Origin of the sequence: Iodidimonas sp. SYSU 1G8 (assembly GCF_039655775.1) — a bacterium.
In the GTDB taxonomy this organism is placed as follows: Bacteria; Pseudomonadota; Alphaproteobacteria; order SMXS01; family SMXS01; genus RI-34.
The window spans coordinates 233385-247459 of sequence record NZ_JBBYXJ010000002.1; the positions used below are offsets into that span (position 1 = coordinate 233385).

A 14075-nucleotide genomic window follows, 5' to 3' on the forward strand; every position below is an offset into this window, starting at 1 on the left:
TTCTACCGTCCCGTGACGTCCTCCTCGGGCGTCGCGCCGATCTGGTGGATCGACAGGTCGGCGCCGCGGAACTCCTGTTCCTGGGTCAGCCGGATGCCGATGGTCGCCTTGATCGCGCCGTAAATGGCAAGGCCGGCGGCGAACGCGAACAGCGCGCCGCCGATGCTGCCGACCAGCTGGCTCATGACGCTCACGCCGCCCATGCCGCCCAGAGCGGTCTGACCGAAGATGCCGCAGGCGATGCCGCCCCACAGGCCGCACAGGCCATGCAGCGGCCAGACACCGAGCACGTCGTCGATCTTCCATTTGTTCTGGCACCAGGTGAAGGCATAGACGAACAGCACGCCCGCCGCGCCGCCCACCGCCAGCGACCCCAGCGGATGCATGACGTTGGACCCGGCGCACACCGCCACCAGCCCGGCCAGCGCGCCATTATGGGCGAAGCCGGGATCGTTGCGGCCGACCAGCCACGAGGTCAGGATACCGCCGGCCATGGCCATCAGCGAATTGATCGCCACCAGTCCGTTGATCGCGGCGACGCTCTGGGCGCTCATCACGTTGAAGCCGAACCAGCCGATGCACAGCAGCCACGAGCCCAGCGACAGGAACGGGATGTTCGACGGCGGGATGCCGACCACGGTGCCGTCCTTGCGATAGCGGCCATGGCGCGCGCCCAGCATGAGCACGGCGCCGAGCGCGACCCAGCCGCCGAAGGCGTGGACGACGACCGAACCGGCGAAATCGTTCATCTTCGCGCCGAACTGGGCCTCGAGAAACGTCTGAACGCCGTAGTTGCCGTTCCAGAACACGCCCTCCACCAGCGGATAGGCGACGCCGACGATCACGGCGGTCGCCATCAGCTGCGGCGCGAAACGGGCGCGCTCGGCGATACCGCCCGAAATGATGGCGGGGATTGCGGCCGCGAAGGTCAGCAGGAAGAAGAACTTCACCAGATCATAGCCGTTGGCCGCGAAGGCCGAACCTGGCGCGGTCCCGGAGATGGTGGCGGCATCCTGCAGGAAGGACACGCCATAGGCGACACCATAACCGACGAAAAAATAGGCAATGGTCGACATGGCGAAATCGACCAGGATCTTCATCAGGCCGTTGACCTGGTTCTTCTTGCGCACGGTGCCGACTTCGAGAAACCCGAAACCCGCATGCATGGCAAAGACGAGGATGGCCCCCATCAGCACGAAAAAGACGTCAGCTTCCCGACCGGACGCGTCCATTTGCTCTCTCCCTTTTTCTCTCTCCCGCGATCAAAGCGTGAGCACGCCGACCGCATTGACGGCAAAAGGGAAACCAAGAACCGTGCCAATCGACGACAGCTTTGTCGATTTACAGGAAAATCAACAGGTTACGGGCGTCAGGACGTTGGCTGCGCCGCCGCTAAAGAACAGAGCGACTGCTTAAAAAACGAGCCGGGCCCGCCCGGAACGATTAAATTCTGGGCAGGCCCGGTGGAGAGACCGGCTGGGAGGAGCCGGGGAGAGATCGTCGCGGAAGGGCCCGTCCGGGAGAGAGACGGCCGGGCCCCGCCCGCGATGATTACTGCAGCGATTCGCCGTGCAGGCTGACGTCGAGGCCTTCGACCTCCTGTTCCTTCGTCACGCGGATGCCCATGACCATGTCGATGAGCTTGAGCAGGATGAAGGTGACGATGCCGCTCCACAGCACGGTGGCGACGATGCCCTCGAGCTGCTTGACGACCTGGCCGATGCTGCCGGCGGTACCGCCGATGGCTTCGACCGCGAACAGGCCGGTCAGCGCGGCGCCGACGATGCCGCCCACGCCGTGAACGCCCCAGACGTCCAGGCTGTCGTCATAGCCCAGCGCCTTCTTCAGGCTGGTGGCGGCGAAGAAGCAGATCACGCCGGAAGCCAGGCCGATGATCAACGCGCCCATCGGGCCGACGAAACCGGAAGCCGGGGTGATGGCGACCAGACCGGCGACGGCGCCGGAGATGATGCCGAGCACGCTGGGCTTCTTGTGGACGATCCATTCGACGAACATCCAGGCCAGCGCCGCGGCCGCGGTGGCGACCTGGGTGACCAGCATGGCCATGCCGGCACGGAAGTCGGCGGCGACGGCGGAACCGGCGTTGAAGCCGAACCAGCCGACCCACAGCATGGACGCGCCGATCAGGGCGAGGGCCAGGTTGTACGGGGCCATGTTTTCCTGACGGTAGCCATGACGCTTGCCGAGGACGATACAGGCGACCAGGCCGGCGATACCCGCGTTGATGTGAACGACGGTGCCGCCCGCGTAATCGAGGACGCCTTCACCGGCGAGGAAACCGCCGCCCCACACCCAGTGACAGACCGGCGCGTAGACGATCAGGCTCCACAGGGTCATGAACACCAGCATGGACGAGAACTTCATGCGGTCGGCGAACGCGCCGGTGATCAGGGCCGGGGTGATGATCGCGAAGGTCATCTGGAAGGTGATGAAGACGCTTTCCGGCACCGCATAGGACAGCGCGTCGAGCGTCAGATGGTTGAGAAACGCCTTGTCCAGGCCGCCCCAGAAGGCGTTGAGCCCGCCGCCGTCACCGAAGGCGATGCTGTAGCCGGCGACCATCCACACGATGGACATCACGCAGCAGATGGCGAAGCTCTGCATCAGCGTCGCGAGAATGTTCTTCTTGCGAACCATGCCGGCATAGAACAGGGCTAGGCCGGGGATCGTCATGAACAGGACCAGCGCGGTGGCGGTCAGCATCCATGCCGTGTCGCCCGCACTCAGGGTCGGCGGCGGCGCGTCCTGCGCGAAAGCAGGGACGGCGGCGGCGCAAAAGGCGGCGAGGACGGATCCTGCTGCCACAAGGGTCGATTTCATTCGCATTGGGTTATTTCTCCCTAGGTCTTGTTCTAGACGGCGGTAGAGCCGGTTTCGCCGGTCCGGATGCGGGCGGCGTATTCGACGGGCACGACAAACAGCTTGCCGTCGCCGATATTGCCGGTCTTGGCGGCCGCCATGATGGCCTCCACCACCGCTTCGGTTTTTTCCGCGGGGACCACCAGTTCGAGCTTCAGCTTCGGCAGGAAGCTGACGTCGTACTCCGCACCCCGGTAGATTTCGGTATGGCCCTTCTGCCGCCCGAATCCCTTGACCTCGCTGACGGTCATCCCCGCCACGTCGAGTTCAGTCAGTGCCTCGCGCACCTCCTGCAGCTTCGACGGTTTGATGATCGCAATGATCAATTTCATGGGATCGTCCTTTGCCTCGTGGATCCAACTTTTCTGGGAAAGGAGGTCTTGAGCGCAGGACGCCCGGCTCCCTTCTGACCATCACAGAGTCAAGAACCGTGCCAGTTGCGGGATTATTATCTAAATCATTGATATAAAAAAGAAATATCAATTATGGCAGACTCGTGGTGGGCTGTGCGCGAAGTTTCATCACTGTCTATTATTTGTGCAAATATGTTTATATGCCTCTAATTTGATCGAAAATCGCTGATCCATATGGGCTGGACAACGTATTGTCCCACCGGCCATGGTTACACATATGACCCAGTCCCCTGCAGCCATCCGGTCTGCCCTGCGCACCGATGTCCTCATCGTCGGCGGCGGCCTCGCCGGCCTCAGCCTCGCCGTCGCCCTCGGCCGCGCCGGCCTCGACGTGACCGTTGCGGAACGCTCGGACCTGAGCACGATGGTGGTGCCGGAATTCGACGGTCGGGTGACCGCCGTGGCCTATGCTTCATGGCGGCTGCTCGATGCCATCGGCGCCTGGCGGTACATGGAAGAGTACGCACAACCGATCCTCGATATCCGCGTCACCGATGGCGACGCGCCGGTCTTCCTGAATTTCGATCACCGGGCGCTGGGCAACGAGCCTTTCGGCTATCTGGTGGAGAACCGGCATCTTCGCCTCGGTCTTCTGCGCGCTCTCGCCGATCTGGGCACGGTCAGGCTCGTCCACCCGGCCGAAATCGACGGCATGGACGTGGTCCCCGGCGGCGTGAACGCGCGGCTGACTGGCAGCGGCGGAATCCGCGCCGCGTTGGCCGTCGCGGCCGACGGTCGGCAATCGCCGCTGCGCGAGGCGGCGGGCATCGGGCTCGTGGGACACCGGTATGCCGAAACCGGAATCGTCACCACGATCGAGCATGAGCATGACCATCGTGGCATCGCCCATGAACGGTTCCTGCCGGCCGGACCGTTCGCCATCCTGCCGCTCACGGGCAACCGGTCATCGCTGGTCTGGAGTGAAAAGCACGCCGTGGCCAAGGCGCTTCTGGCGCTCGACGACGCTGCCTTCAATGCCGAGATCATGCGCCGGATGGACGGCTTTCTCGGCGAGGTCCGGGCCGTCGGGCCACGGTTCAGTTATCCCTATGCGGTGCATGTGGCGGAGAAATTCGCTGGCGACCGGCTGGCGCTGGTGGGCGATGCCGCGCACGGCATTCACCCCATCGCGGGGCAAGGGTTGAATTTGGGCTGGCGCGACGTGGCGGCGTTGGCCGAACTCGTGGTCGATGCCGCCCGCCTAGGGCTCGATGTGGGGTCGCCGCTGCTCTTGGAACGCTATGATCGCTGGCGCCGCGTCGATACCCTGACGCTGGCGGCCGTGACCGACGCGTTGAACACGCTGTTCACCAATGACGTCGCGCCGGTCCGGCTGGCCCGCGACGCGGGCCTCGCCCTGGTGAATCGTATCGATCCGCTCAAGCGGTTTTTCATGCAGCATGCGCGGGGAACGGTCGGTGAGCTACCGCGCCTCTTGAAGGGCGACGCGCTCTAGCACCCCGCGTCACGGCATGGTGATATGCCGTGCACGATCCTGCGCGCCGGCGCCATTGGCCAGGTCGCGGGCTTTCACGATGCGATGTTCGACGGTGCCGAGCGCCTCGAGATCCTCGCGCGAGTAGAGGCAGTGGCGGGCATCGCGCAGGAATTCGGCGGCCAGCGCGAGGGTTTCCGCATCACGTCTTCCAAGGGCGGGACCACGGCCCACATTCTGGTCCAGCCACATACGGCAATAAGTCTGTATCGAATCCGACATTCATCTCTCCGGCGTTTACTCATCGCCCGGCCCAGGGGGCGACCGCCGCAGGATCGTTTCCGGATGCCGGTCGAACATTGATCCGGCGCAAAAAAAAGGCCGCCAGCGACAGCTTGCGGCCCAAGGTTTGGGGGAGTCATCCGGCCGGTTAAGGGAGGGGAAAAACCGACCGAACATGACCTTTATAGAGGGTCCAACATTAACGCCGGATTAACGGCTTTCAGAAATCACGCCTCATTTGAAAAGTTTCGCGGCCGCCGACTGGCTGGATTCCTTGGACTCCATCAGTTTTCGGGTGCGCACGATCTCCGCCTCCAGCAGCTGGACGCGTTCCTTCAGTTCATAGACCGACATGTCATCGAGCGATTCCTTGGCCAGGGCCGCGGCGCCGGCCGGGCGCTGCCGGGGCAGGTCGTCCAAATCCACCTTGTCCTCCTTCGTCTCACTGCTATGGTTCGGCCAACTGTACTTTAAATCGGGGATTTCCAGAATGACCGACCTGCCCATGACCGCGCCGGCCATCGTCGTCACCCAGCCGGGCGGTCCGGAAAACATGGTGCTCCGGGACATTCCGGTGGACGCGCCCAAGGCGGGCGAGATCCTGATCCGCGTCCGCGCCGCCGGCATCAACCGGGCCGACGCGGTGCAGCGCGAAGGTCATTATCCGCCGCCCAAGGGCTCGTCGGAGATCATGGGCCTGGAATGCGCGGGCGAGGTCGCCGCGCTGGGCGAAGGCGTCACCGAGTTCAAGATTGGTGACAGGGTCTGCGCGCTGCTGGCCGGCGGCGGCTACGCCACCTACTGCGCCGTCCCCGCCGTTCAGGCGCTGCCGCTGCCGAAGGGCTATAGTTTCGAGCAGGGCGCCGCGATCATGGAGACCTTCTGCACGGTATGGACCAATGTGTTCGAGCGCGGTCGGCTGCAGGCGGGCGAGCGCCTGCTGGTGCATGGCGGCTCGTCGGGCATCGGTACCGCCGCCGTCGCCCTTGCCGCGGCGCGCGGGGCGGAAGTCTACGCGACCGCCGGAACGGCCGAGAAATGCGCCGCCTGCGCCGATCTGGGTGCCAAGCGGGCGATCAACTACAAGACCGAGGACTATGTCGAGGTCATCAAGGCGGAAACCGGCAAGGAAGGTGTCGATGTCGTTCTCGACATGGTCGGCGGCGATTATCTGACCCGCGACATCTCGATCATGCGGCTCGAAGGCCGGCATGTCAGCATCGCGACCCTGGGCGGCCACACGGCCGAAATCCCGATCATGCAGATCATGCTCAAACGCCTGACCATCACCGGCTCGACGCTGCGCACGCGCACCCCCGAACAGAAGGGGTCCGTGGTACGCGGCGTTCACGAGAATGTCTGGCCGCTGTTCGAGAGCGGGCGCATCGCCCCGGTAATCGATTCGGTCATGCCGCTCGCCGCCGCGGCCGATGCCCATCGCCGCATCGAATCAAGCGCCCATATCGGCAAGATCATCCTGAAGGTGGATTAGCAATTTCTTTTCATCCCGGGGGCCAGCGCCTATATAGGAGCGAACATCCGAGCCTTGACTTCAGGTCGGCGCCAGTACGGCGCGCAGGAGACTATTGATGAACCTACCGTTGATGCCGAAGGCAACCGCCGTCTGGCTGGTCGACAACACCAAGCTGACGTTCCGTCAGATCGCCGATTTCTGCGGCCTGCACGAGCTGGAAGTCCAGGGCATCGCCGACGGTGAAGTGGCGCAGAACATCGTCGGCCTGGACCCGGTCGGCAATGGCCAGCTGACCAAGGAAGAGATCGCCCGCTGCGAAGCCCACCCGACGGGTGTGCTGAAGCTGAACCAGCCGGTCATCCCGGAAGCCAAGAAGCGCAAGGGCCCGCGTTATACGCCGGTGTCCAAGCGTCAGGATCGCCCGGACGCCATCGCCTGGCTGGTGAAGTTCCATCCGGAACTGACCGATGCGCAGGTTGGCAAGCTCATCGGCACCACCAAGCCGACCATTGCCTCGATCCGCAACCGGACGCACTGGAACATGGCCAATCTGAAGCCGACCGACCCGGTGACGCTGGGTCTGTGCAGTCAGGTCGAGCTGGACGAGGCCATCCGTTCGGCGGCGGCGCGTCTGGAAAAGCTCCGCCCGGCGCAGCCGGAGGGTACGCCCGCCGGCATGGGCGAGCAGCCCTATGTGGATCTGGGATCCCTGCCGCAGCCCGACATCAACTTCGACTGAGCCGTCGTAACCCGCGACGCGGCTGCCCGAAGGAAGCCGCGCGGCGGGCAAGACGATACGCCGCCTGTCAGGGGCGAGACTGCCGAAGCACGGGCTTCGGCGGACCCTCCTAGTCCTGGAGGCGGGAGATTTCTTCCTTGATACGGAGTTTTTCTCGCTTCAGCGAGGTGAGCCGGGATTGGTCCGGCGAGGGGCGATGGAGTTCGCCATCGATCTGGGTCTCGAGACGGTGATGCTTTGATTCGAGTGCCGAAACGTGCGCCTCTGTGGTCATCAAAAGCTCCTTCTGTTCGATACAACCCGTATAGTACAGCACGGCTTTCATCGAAGAGTCACGGAAGAACGATTCTAATCTTCGCCTAGGGCGGGAGCGTGCGTTGTCCAGTCCAGATCGCAAACTCGTGGTGGGAATCAGCGGCGCGTCGGGCGTGATCTACGGCGTCACCCTGCTGCGGGCGCTGCGCACCGCCGACGTCGAATCCCATCTGGTCATGTCCCGGGCGGCGGAGATGACGCTGGGATACGAGACCGAACTCAAACCCGCCGATGTGCGTGCCCTCGCCGACCGGCACTACCCCGTCGCCGATGTGGGCGCGGCCATCGCCTCCGGCTCGTTCCGGTCCATGGGCATGGCCATCGCGCCCTGTTCGGTCCGGTCCATGTCCGAGATCGCCACCGGTGTCACCTCGAGCCTGCTGACCCGCGCCGCCGATGTGGTGCTGAAGGAACGCCGCCGCCTCGTGCTGCTGGTGCGCGAATCGCCGCTGCATCTGGGCCATCTGCGCACCATGGCGGCGCTGGCCGAGATGGGCGCGGTGATCGCGCCGCCCTTGCCGGCGTTCTATCCCGGGCCTTTGAGCGTTCAGGACATCGTCGATCATTCCGTGGGCCGATTGCTCGACCTGTTCGGGATCGACAACGATCTGGCCCATCGCTGGCGCGACGGGTCCACGACTTCCTAAAGCGCGGCCAGCAAGGGGGCCGCCGCGGCGAGGAATGCCGTCCGGTCGGCCCGCAGACGCTCCGCGTACAGCGCCAGATTGTCCCGGGCGGCCGCCGGGTCCGGCGGAGTATCGTCCGGTACGGTCGCGGCCAGCCTTGCCTGCGCCAGCCGTTCCGCCTCCAGTTCGGCCGCCTTGACGGCCCGGCGCAGCGCCGCCTCGTCGCCGTCCCGCGACAGCGCCCGGCGCAGGCGGCGCAGCGGGACTACGCACCCCTCGCGTACCGGACGCGCCGCCGCCAGCGCGTCGTCCAGCGCGGCGACGCTGAGCGGGCCGCGCCACAGGCAGAACAGCACCATGTTGACGTCGGCGCCAAAGTCATCCTGCAGGCTCAGGCAGGCGTCCTCGACGCCGGGGCGCCCGTATAATCGGACCGAAAAGTCCCAAAAGCGCGAAGCGGCGGTCATGGGCGCGCTAAATCCTCTCATATTTGCCGTTCCCCTGTTATCATAGCGGGGAACGGGACCTCTCAGACATTACCGGCACGATGATCGATCGAACGGCGCTGGAAGCCAAACTGGCCCAGTTGGAGATTGAACACAGCGATCTGGACGCATCGATCCTGGCCCTGCAAGCGCAGGCCCATGTGGATCAGATTCGCGTACAGCGGCTGAAGAAGCGCAAGCTTGCCCTCAAGGACCAGATATCGAAAGTCCGCAGCGAGCTCATGCCCGATATCATCGCATGACCATGGCGTGCTTGCCCCCGGCGGATTCCCGCCTATAATCCCGCGCTTTTCCGGAGGAAGGCAACGCGATGGCGGACACGCCGCAGGTCGGTATCATCATGGGCAGCCAGTCGGACTGGCCCACCATGAAACATGCCGCCGACATCCTCGACGTGCTGGGCGTCGCCTTTGAAACCCGCATCGTCTCGGCGCACCGCACGCCGGACCGCCTGGTGGATTACGCCAAGTCGGCGCGCAGCCGCGGCCTGAAGGCGATCATCGCCGGCGCGGGTGGTGCGGCGCACCTGCCGGGCATGGCGGCGGCAATGACCATCCTTCCCGTGTTCGGCGTCCCGGTCGAATCGAAGATGCTGAAGGGCCTCGACAGTCTGCTGTCGATCGTCCAGATGCCCGGCGGCGTGCCGGTCGGCACCCTGGCCATCGGCCCCGCGGGCGCCAAGAACGCCGGCCTGCTGTCGGCCAGCGTCGTCGCCCTGCTGGACGTCGAGGTTGCCCGCAAGCTCGAGGCGTGGCGCCAGGCGCAGACCCAGTCCGTCGCGTTCGAACCCACCGACGAGGCCTGAACCGATGCGCATCGCTCCCGGCGGCACGGTCGGCATCCTGGGCGGCGGCCAGCTTGGCCGCATGCTGGCCCAGGCCGCGAAGAAACTGGGCTACCGCACCGTCGTCCTGACGCCCGAAACCGATAGCCCCGCCTCGCAGGTGGCCGACGAGACCATTGTCGCGCCCTACAAGCGGGAAGAGGCGCTGAAGGAATTCGCGGACAAGGTCGACGTGATGACCTACGAGTTCGAGAACATCCCGATCCAGACCGTGCTGTTCGCCAGCAAGGACAAGCCGGTGCAGCCATCGGCCCCGGCGCTCAAGACCTCGCAGAACCGGCTGGACGAAAAGACCTTCCTCAACCGCATTGGCGTGCCGACCACGCCCTTCGCCGCCGTGCAGCTGCTTGACGATCTGGTCGCCGAGGCGCCCCTGCTGGGCTTTCCGTGCGTGCTCAAGACCCAGCGCGGCGGCTATGACGGCAAGGGACAGGTGCTGATCCGCGAGCGGCGCGAGATGGGCCGCGCCCACGCGGAAATGATGGGCCAGCCCTCGATCATCGAGGCCTTCGTCGAATTTACCCGCGAGCTGTCGATCATCTGCGTGCGCGGCGCCTCCGGCGCGATCCTGTTCTATCCGGTGGTCGAGAACGAACACCGCAACCACATCCTGTTCCGCACCCTCGCCCCGGCCGAGATTTCCGACCGGCTGGAGCAGCGCGCCCAGACCATCGCCAGCAAGATCGCCGAGGGACTAGACTATATCGGCGTGCTGACGGTGGAGATGTTCGAGACGGTCGATGGCGGACTTCTGGTCAACGAGATCGCGCCGCGCGTCCACAATTCGGGCCACTGGACCATCGAGGCGTGCAAGACCAGCCAGTTCGAGAATCACATCCGCGCCATCTGCGGTCTGCCGCTGGGCCAGACGACCCAGACGCACCGGGCGGTGATGACCAATCTGATCGGCGATGACATCGACAAGGTGCCGGAATGGGAGGCGCAGCCTCAGACCACCGTGCATCTTTACGGCAAGGCCGAAGCCCGGCCAGGCCGCAAGATGGGCCATGTCACCCAGATCTTCCCGCTCGACGACTGAGGCTCAGGGCTTCATCCGGGCCTCGCCCGGATAGCGCAGGCGCGCCAGCAGCGACGCCAGGCTCGGCGTGTCCTTCAGCCGCGCTCTGGCGCGGGCCTTGGCCTTCTCCACAGTCATCACGTCCTCGATCCGCCGGTCGAGGAACGCCCAGGTTTCGGCGCTGTCCTCGGACGAATCGGCCATCCAGTACAGCATGGTGCTGGAATAGACGCCGGCCAGCGTGGCTCGCTTGGTGTAGAAGCTGAAATCGGTCGATATGTCGCCCGCCGCGCGCCACATCAGATCCACGGTACGCATCAGCATGCGCGCGCCCTGCGGCGCGTTCTGCGGCAGGGCCACGAAGCCCAAGGCGCGGCGCTCGGCCTCCCTGTGCTCGGCCACCGCGTCGAAGCGGGCGCGCACCACGGCGCGGATGCGGTCGCGCATGCGCATCGAGGCAATGTCGAGGGACTCGGCCTGCGCCAGCATGCGCGAATCGGCCTCGCGGGCATGGAGGTCGAGCAGATCGGCCGGGCCGCCGGGAAAGGCCATGGCGGCCGCGCCAGGCTCGATGCCCAGATCGCGGGCGGCCTTGTTCAGGCTGATCAGGCTCCATCCGTCGAACGGAATGTGGGGCAGCGCGGCGGCCAGCAGGCTGGCGCGGGTGGCGTCGAGGGGATGGGGGGCTGTCTCGGTCATGATTTCAATATGGTTCCTGCGGCTTTCCGGGTCAAAGGGCTTCACAAGGCAATTGCGAAGTGCTACATACGCGCCACCTTGCTGGCTGGAAGATGCTGGCGAAAAACCTATATGCCGGCCTATCGGTCGCAACAGCCACAGGAGAGAACGTGCAGGTTTCCGTTCGTGACAATAACGTCGATCAGGCGCTGCGCGCCCTGAAGAAGAAGATGCAGCGCGAAGGTATCTACCGCGAGATGAAGCTGCGCCGTTTCTACGAAAAGCCGTCCGAGCGCCGCGCCCGCGAGCACGCCACGGCCATCCGCCGCGCCCGCAAGCTGGAGCGCAAGCGCGCCGAGCGCGACGGTTCGGTATAAGCCGTCGCCTCACGGCGAATCGAAAAGCCGCCCGATGGGCGGCTTTCGTGTTTCTGGGGTCCGCGACATCGACGGCGAAGCGCACGGCAAAAGCGCGAACGCGTGATGTCAGTCCTCGATCGGCCGGCCCGCTTGCGACCGGCCGATCAGGGTGTACATGTCGTCAGGGCTTTGCCTTGACCGGTAGACGAAACGGCGCGCCAAGCCGGTTGAAGGCATTCATCGTCGCGATCGTGATGGTAAGGTCGACCAGATCCTTCGGCTCGAACGCTGCGGCGGCCGCGGCATACGCCTCGTCCGATGCATGAGTCGCGCTGATCAGCGTGACCTCCTCGGCCCAGGCGAGCGCCGCGCGATATTGATCGGGGAACAGGTGGGGCACTTCCGCCCATACCGGTACGAGCGCAACCTTGTCGGCGGCCATGGTCTTGAGCAGGTCGCGGGTATGCATATCGATACAATGCGCGCAGCCATTGATCTGCGAGACGCGCAGGAAGACGAGATGGATCAACTCCTCGGGCAGACCAGTCTCATGGGTAATGTAGCGGTGAACGGCGAATAGCGCTTTCGCGCCATCGGGTGCCAGGTCAGTCCAGTTTAGACGTACGGTCGCGGTCATGATGCTTTCCTCGATAGGCGCCTCCGTGAATGACGAGGCAACAGGTTCGGGTGTGACATGGGAAAGTTTCTTCCAGCCGCTTTCGGTGATGTCACATCAGGGCCGCCTGGCTCGTCACCCGCCTGGATGGCGGCGATATGGGATGTTTAGATGGAGCAGGATCAGAGAATCGCTGATTTCGAGCGCGAGCGCAGACGCCTCGAAAGGCTCGGCTACAGGATGCTCGGGTCGATCAGCGACGCACAAGATGTCGTGCAGGACGCCTGGTTACGCTTCGCGACCGCCAAAGCCAGCATCGATACGCCGGCGGCCTATCTCACGCGCGTGGTCACGCGCCTCTGCCTCGACCGGCTGAAGTCCGCCCGCGCGCGGCGCGAGACCTACATAGGCCCCTGGTTGCCGGAGCCGCTGATCGATGCGGTCGAGCCTGCCGAGATGATCGCCGACGACATCACCACGACTCTCATGCTCGCGATGGAACGGCTTTCGCCGCTCGAGCGCGCTGCCTTCCTGCTCCACGACATCTTCGGCGTGGCGCTCGGTGACGTCGCCGGGGCGCTCGGTCGCGAGCCCGCCGCCGTGCGCCAGTTGGCCTCACGTGCTCGCAAGCACGTCCAAGATTCGCGTCCGAGGTACGTCATTGAAGCTGCTGAAGCCGAACGGCTTGCACGCGCCTTCTTCGCGGCGGCGCGCGATGGCGATACCGCCGCGCTTTCAGAGCTGTTGGCCCGGGACGTGGAAATTCATGCTGACGGCGGCGGCAAAGTGCTCGCCGCCCGCAACGTCATTCGCGGAGTCGAGCGCGCGCTGCGCCTGTTTACCGGCGTGAGGCGCAAGGCCGTTCGGCCTGCGACCCTGCTTCGGACCGCGACCATCGACGGTCTTCCGGGCTATATCAGTATCGAGCGTGGGGACGTGCTGCAGACGACCGCCCTTGATATCCGCAACGGCCGGATCCGTGCGATCTACATCGTCAGAAATCCAGATAAGCTGACGCATATCGAAGAACTTAAATCGCCGGCAGCGTGACAGGTCCGCCCGGCATCCCCGAAGCGCTGTTTCACGAGCTAAGGCGGGTAGCTGAAGGCTTACGCAATGAGGCGATCGCGTTTGCAGGGCGCACTGAAGCGTGTTTGGAAATGGCGAATTGGCTTGATGCTCACCGGATACCTCTCTCGGAAAGTAGCAGCCGGCCCGTGTCTCAATGAATGCTGAGGGTCAGGTATGGCGATGGATTAACGATATAACTGGGGCTTGAGCATCCATGAACAGGTATGCTCGGCCTAAAAGAGCTTGCTTACCAAAGTCATCGAACTTGTTCGGCCCGAGGGGAGTATACAGAATCTCGGACTCTGTAAGCCCGTCGAGATGCCGATCTTCAATCTCCGTCCAGTGCGCTTTTGCCACATCCAGAAGAACCACGTTAGCGGCCGGATGGTTGTAGCTAACGAGAATGTTGCCATCATCCATCGGCGTAGGGCTCATGTCAGGATGATAATTTAAAATATCTGACAGCACCTTTAGTGAAACCGCTTTAGCTTCAGCGTCAGACAACCCATCTTCTAAGATCACAGAGGTACCATTGCTAAAAACAACAAAGTCTCTCTCTCGATCTGAGTAGTATGAGATTCGATCGACAACTCGATCAAGGGGCTGGCTAAAGGATGGTTGCCAAGCAGGCATCGGTGGAAACTTTGCAGTCGCTGCCACGGCACCCACTTTTCGGATGCCGAATACAGCCAATAATCCAGCAATAAATGAGCGTCTCATCAACTGCGATCTCCGTAACTGAGCACAGTCAACCTGCCACAGAAAATGGCCGCTTTCCACTCGTAGCGAAGCCTCACAGTCAGGCCGCAAGCATCTACC

Annotated in this window: 19 protein-coding genes; 9 read left to right on the forward strand and 10 right to left on the reverse strand. The window is 64.0% G+C overall.

Going from position 1 to position 14075, the window contains the following annotated elements; all coding sequences use genetic code 11:
- Positions 1 to 2: 2 nt before the first annotated feature.
- The 3 genes from WJU17_RS12145 to WJU17_RS12155 all read right to left on the reverse strand — a co-directional run bounded on the left by WJU17_RS12145 (position 3) and on the right by WJU17_RS12155 (position 3212).
- A complete protein-coding gene (locus WJU17_RS12145; RefSeq protein WP_346327667.1) occupies positions 3 to 1232 on the reverse strand; it encodes an ammonium transporter in 1230 nt (409 codons plus the stop codon).
- Between the two features lie 319 nt (positions 1233 to 1551).
- A complete protein-coding gene (locus WJU17_RS12150) occupies positions 1552 to 2841 on the reverse strand; it encodes an ammonium transporter (RefSeq protein ID WP_346327668.1) in 1290 nt (429 codons plus the stop codon).
- 32 nt (positions 2842 to 2873) lie between these two features.
- Positions 2874 to 3212, reverse strand: a complete 339-nt coding sequence (locus WJU17_RS12155; RefSeq protein WP_346327669.1) for a P-II family nitrogen regulator — start codon at positions 3210 to 3212, stop codon at positions 2874 to 2876.
- Between the two features lie 298 nt (positions 3213 to 3510).
- Between WJU17_RS12155 and WJU17_RS12160 the strand changes: the two genes are divergently transcribed.
- Positions 3511 to 4749: an FAD-dependent monooxygenase gene (locus WJU17_RS12160; protein ID WP_346327670.1), complete on the forward strand. Its 1239-nt coding sequence runs from the start codon at positions 3511 to 3513 to the stop codon at positions 4747 to 4749.
- 9 nt (positions 4750 to 4758) lie between these two features.
- Here WJU17_RS12160 and WJU17_RS12165 read toward each other — a convergent pair whose 3' ends face one another.
- Together WJU17_RS12165 and WJU17_RS12170 are read right to left on the reverse strand one after the other, a co-directional pair.
- A complete protein-coding gene (locus WJU17_RS12165; RefSeq protein WP_346327671.1) occupies positions 4759 to 5010 on the reverse strand; it encodes a hypothetical protein in 252 nt (83 codons plus the stop codon).
- Between the two features lie 234 nt (positions 5011 to 5244).
- Positions 5245 to 5436, reverse strand: coding sequence for a DUF1192 domain-containing protein (locus WJU17_RS12170; protein ID WP_346327672.1), 192 nt, complete (start codon positions 5434 to 5436; stop codon positions 5245 to 5247).
- A gap of 64 nt (positions 5437 to 5500) precedes the next feature.
- On the opposite strand from WJU17_RS12170, the gene WJU17_RS12175 reads away from it, so the two are divergent.
- Together WJU17_RS12175 and WJU17_RS12180 are read left to right on the forward strand one after the other, a co-directional pair.
- Positions 5501 to 6502, forward strand: a complete 1002-nt coding sequence (locus WJU17_RS12175; protein ID WP_346327673.1) for an NAD(P)H-quinone oxidoreductase — start codon at positions 5501 to 5503, stop codon at positions 6500 to 6502.
- A 97-nt stretch (positions 6503 to 6599) separates the two neighbouring features.
- On the forward strand, positions 6600 to 7223 hold the full coding sequence (locus tag WJU17_RS12180) for a cell cycle transcriptional regulator TrcR (RefSeq protein ID WP_346327674.1): 624 nt from the start codon (positions 6600 to 6602) through the stop codon (positions 7221 to 7223).
- A 109-nt stretch (positions 7224 to 7332) separates the two neighbouring features.
- On the opposite strand, the gene WJU17_RS12185 is transcribed toward WJU17_RS12180, so the two are convergent.
- The gene (locus tag WJU17_RS12185; RefSeq protein ID WP_346327675.1) at positions 7333 to 7548 is read right to left on the reverse strand and encodes a DUF465 domain-containing protein; all 216 of its coding nucleotides are present in this window, start codon (positions 7546 to 7548) and stop codon (positions 7333 to 7335) included.
- Between the two features lie 52 nt (positions 7549 to 7600).
- Between WJU17_RS12185 and WJU17_RS12190 the strand changes: the two genes are divergently transcribed.
- Positions 7601 to 8185, forward strand: a complete 585-nt coding sequence (locus tag WJU17_RS12190) for a UbiX family flavin prenyltransferase (protein ID WP_346327676.1) — start codon at positions 7601 to 7603, stop codon at positions 8183 to 8185.
- Here the strand turns inward: WJU17_RS12190 and WJU17_RS12195 are convergent.
- On the reverse strand, positions 8182 to 8631 hold the full coding sequence (locus tag WJU17_RS12195) for a TIGR02444 family protein (RefSeq protein WP_346327677.1): 450 nt from the start codon (positions 8629 to 8631) through the stop codon (positions 8182 to 8184). The two genes, WJU17_RS12190 and WJU17_RS12195, sit on opposite strands and share 4 nt — an antisense overlap.
- 80 nt (positions 8632 to 8711) lie before the next feature.
- Here WJU17_RS12195 and WJU17_RS12200 point away from each other — a divergent pair, with 80 nt between their 5' ends.
- From WJU17_RS12200 to WJU17_RS12210, 3 genes are all read left to right on the forward strand, one after another.
- Positions 8712 to 8912: a DUF465 domain-containing protein gene (locus WJU17_RS12200; RefSeq protein WP_346327678.1), complete on the forward strand. Its 201-nt coding sequence runs from the start codon at positions 8712 to 8714 to the stop codon at positions 8910 to 8912.
- 68 nt (positions 8913 to 8980) lie between these two features.
- Complete coding sequence (gene purE / locus WJU17_RS12205) at positions 8981 to 9475, forward strand: 5-(carboxyamino)imidazole ribonucleotide mutase (RefSeq protein ID WP_346327679.1); 495 nt, start codon at positions 8981 to 8983, stop codon at positions 9473 to 9475.
- Positions 9476 to 9479: 4 nt separating this feature from the next.
- A complete protein-coding gene (locus WJU17_RS12210) occupies positions 9480 to 10553 on the forward strand; it encodes a 5-(carboxyamino)imidazole ribonucleotide synthase (RefSeq protein WP_346327680.1) in 1074 nt (357 codons plus the stop codon).
- 3 nt (positions 10554 to 10556) lie between these two features.
- Here the strand turns inward: WJU17_RS12210 and WJU17_RS12215 are convergent, their stop codons facing one another.
- Entirely contained in the window at positions 10557 to 11231 is a 675-nt protein-coding gene (locus WJU17_RS12215) for a COQ9 family protein (RefSeq protein WP_346327681.1), read from the reverse strand.
- 149 nt (positions 11232 to 11380) lie between these two features.
- On the opposite strand from WJU17_RS12215, the gene rpsU reads away from it, so the two are divergent.
- Entirely contained in the window at positions 11381 to 11587 is a 207-nt protein-coding gene (gene rpsU / locus WJU17_RS12220) for a 30S ribosomal protein S21 (protein WP_346327682.1), read from the forward strand.
- A 163-nt stretch (positions 11588 to 11750) separates the two neighbouring features.
- On the opposite strand, the gene WJU17_RS12225 is transcribed toward rpsU, so the two are convergent.
- Entirely contained in the window at positions 11751 to 12206 is a 456-nt protein-coding gene (locus tag WJU17_RS12225) for a carboxymuconolactone decarboxylase family protein (protein ID WP_346327683.1), read from the reverse strand.
- A gap of 150 nt (positions 12207 to 12356) precedes the next feature.
- On the opposite strand from WJU17_RS12225, the gene sigJ reads away from it, so the two are divergent.
- Positions 12357 to 13235, forward strand: a complete 879-nt coding sequence (gene sigJ, locus WJU17_RS12230) for an RNA polymerase sigma factor SigJ (protein ID WP_346327684.1) — start codon at positions 12357 to 12359, stop codon at positions 13233 to 13235.
- A 189-nt stretch (positions 13236 to 13424) separates the two neighbouring features.
- Here sigJ and WJU17_RS12235 read toward each other — a convergent pair whose 3' ends face one another.
- Positions 13425 to 13976 (reverse strand): hypothetical protein, encoded by a 552-nt coding sequence (locus tag WJU17_RS12235; protein WP_346327685.1) that lies wholly within the window; start codon positions 13974 to 13976, stop codon positions 13425 to 13427.
- Positions 13977 to 14075: the final 99 nt, after the last annotated feature.

Bases quoted from the DNA above. Each gene is read 5' to 3' on its own strand.
- WJU17_RS12145 (WP_346327667.1), bottom strand. From the start codon at position 1,232: ATGGACGCGTCCGGTCGGGAAGCTGACGTCTTTTTCGTGCTGATGGGG.
- WJU17_RS12150 (WP_346327668.1), bottom strand. From the start codon at position 2,841: ATGAAATCGACCCTTGTGGCAGCAGGATCCGTCCTCGCCGCCTTTTGC.
- WJU17_RS12155 (WP_346327669.1), bottom strand. From the start codon at position 3,212: ATGAAATTGATCATTGCGATCATCAAACCGTCGAAGCTGCAGGAGGTG.
- WJU17_RS12160 (WP_346327670.1), top strand. From the start codon at position 3,511: ATGACCCAGTCCCCTGCAGCCATCCGGTCTGCCCTGCGCACCGATGTC.
- WJU17_RS12165 (WP_346327671.1), bottom strand. From the start codon at position 5,010: ATGTCGGATTCGATACAGACTTATTGCCGTATGTGGCTGGACCAGAAT.
- WJU17_RS12175 (WP_346327673.1), top strand. From the start codon at position 5,501: ATGACCGACCTGCCCATGACCGCGCCGGCCATCGTCGTCACCCAGCCG.
- WJU17_RS12180 (WP_346327674.1), top strand. From the start codon at position 6,600: ATGAACCTACCGTTGATGCCGAAGGCAACCGCCGTCTGGCTGGTCGAC.
- WJU17_RS12185 (WP_346327675.1), bottom strand. From the start codon at position 7,548: ATGAAAGCCGTGCTGTACTATACGGGTTGTATCGAACAGAAGGAGCTT.
- WJU17_RS12195 (WP_346327677.1), bottom strand. From the start codon at position 8,631: ATGACCGCCGCTTCGCGCTTTTGGGACTTTTCGGTCCGATTATACGGG.
- WJU17_RS12200 (WP_346327678.1), top strand. From the start codon at position 8,712: ATGATCGATCGAACGGCGCTGGAAGCCAAACTGGCCCAGTTGGAGATT.
- purE (WP_346327679.1), top strand. From the start codon at position 8,981: ATGGCGGACACGCCGCAGGTCGGTATCATCATGGGCAGCCAGTCGGAC.
- WJU17_RS12210 (WP_346327680.1), top strand. From the start codon at position 9,480: ATGCGCATCGCTCCCGGCGGCACGGTCGGCATCCTGGGCGGCGGCCAG.
- WJU17_RS12215 (WP_346327681.1), bottom strand. From the start codon at position 11,231: ATGACCGAGACAGCCCCCCATCCCCTCGACGCCACCCGCGCCAGCCTG.
- WJU17_RS12225 (WP_346327683.1), bottom strand. From the start codon at position 12,206: ATGACCGCGACCGTACGTCTAAACTGGACTGACCTGGCACCCGATGGC.
- sigJ (WP_346327684.1), top strand. From the start codon at position 12,357: ATGGAGCAGGATCAGAGAATCGCTGATTTCGAGCGCGAGCGCAGACGC.
- WJU17_RS12235 (WP_346327685.1), bottom strand. From the start codon at position 13,976: ATGAGACGCTCATTTATTGCTGGATTATTGGCTGTATTCGGCATCCGA.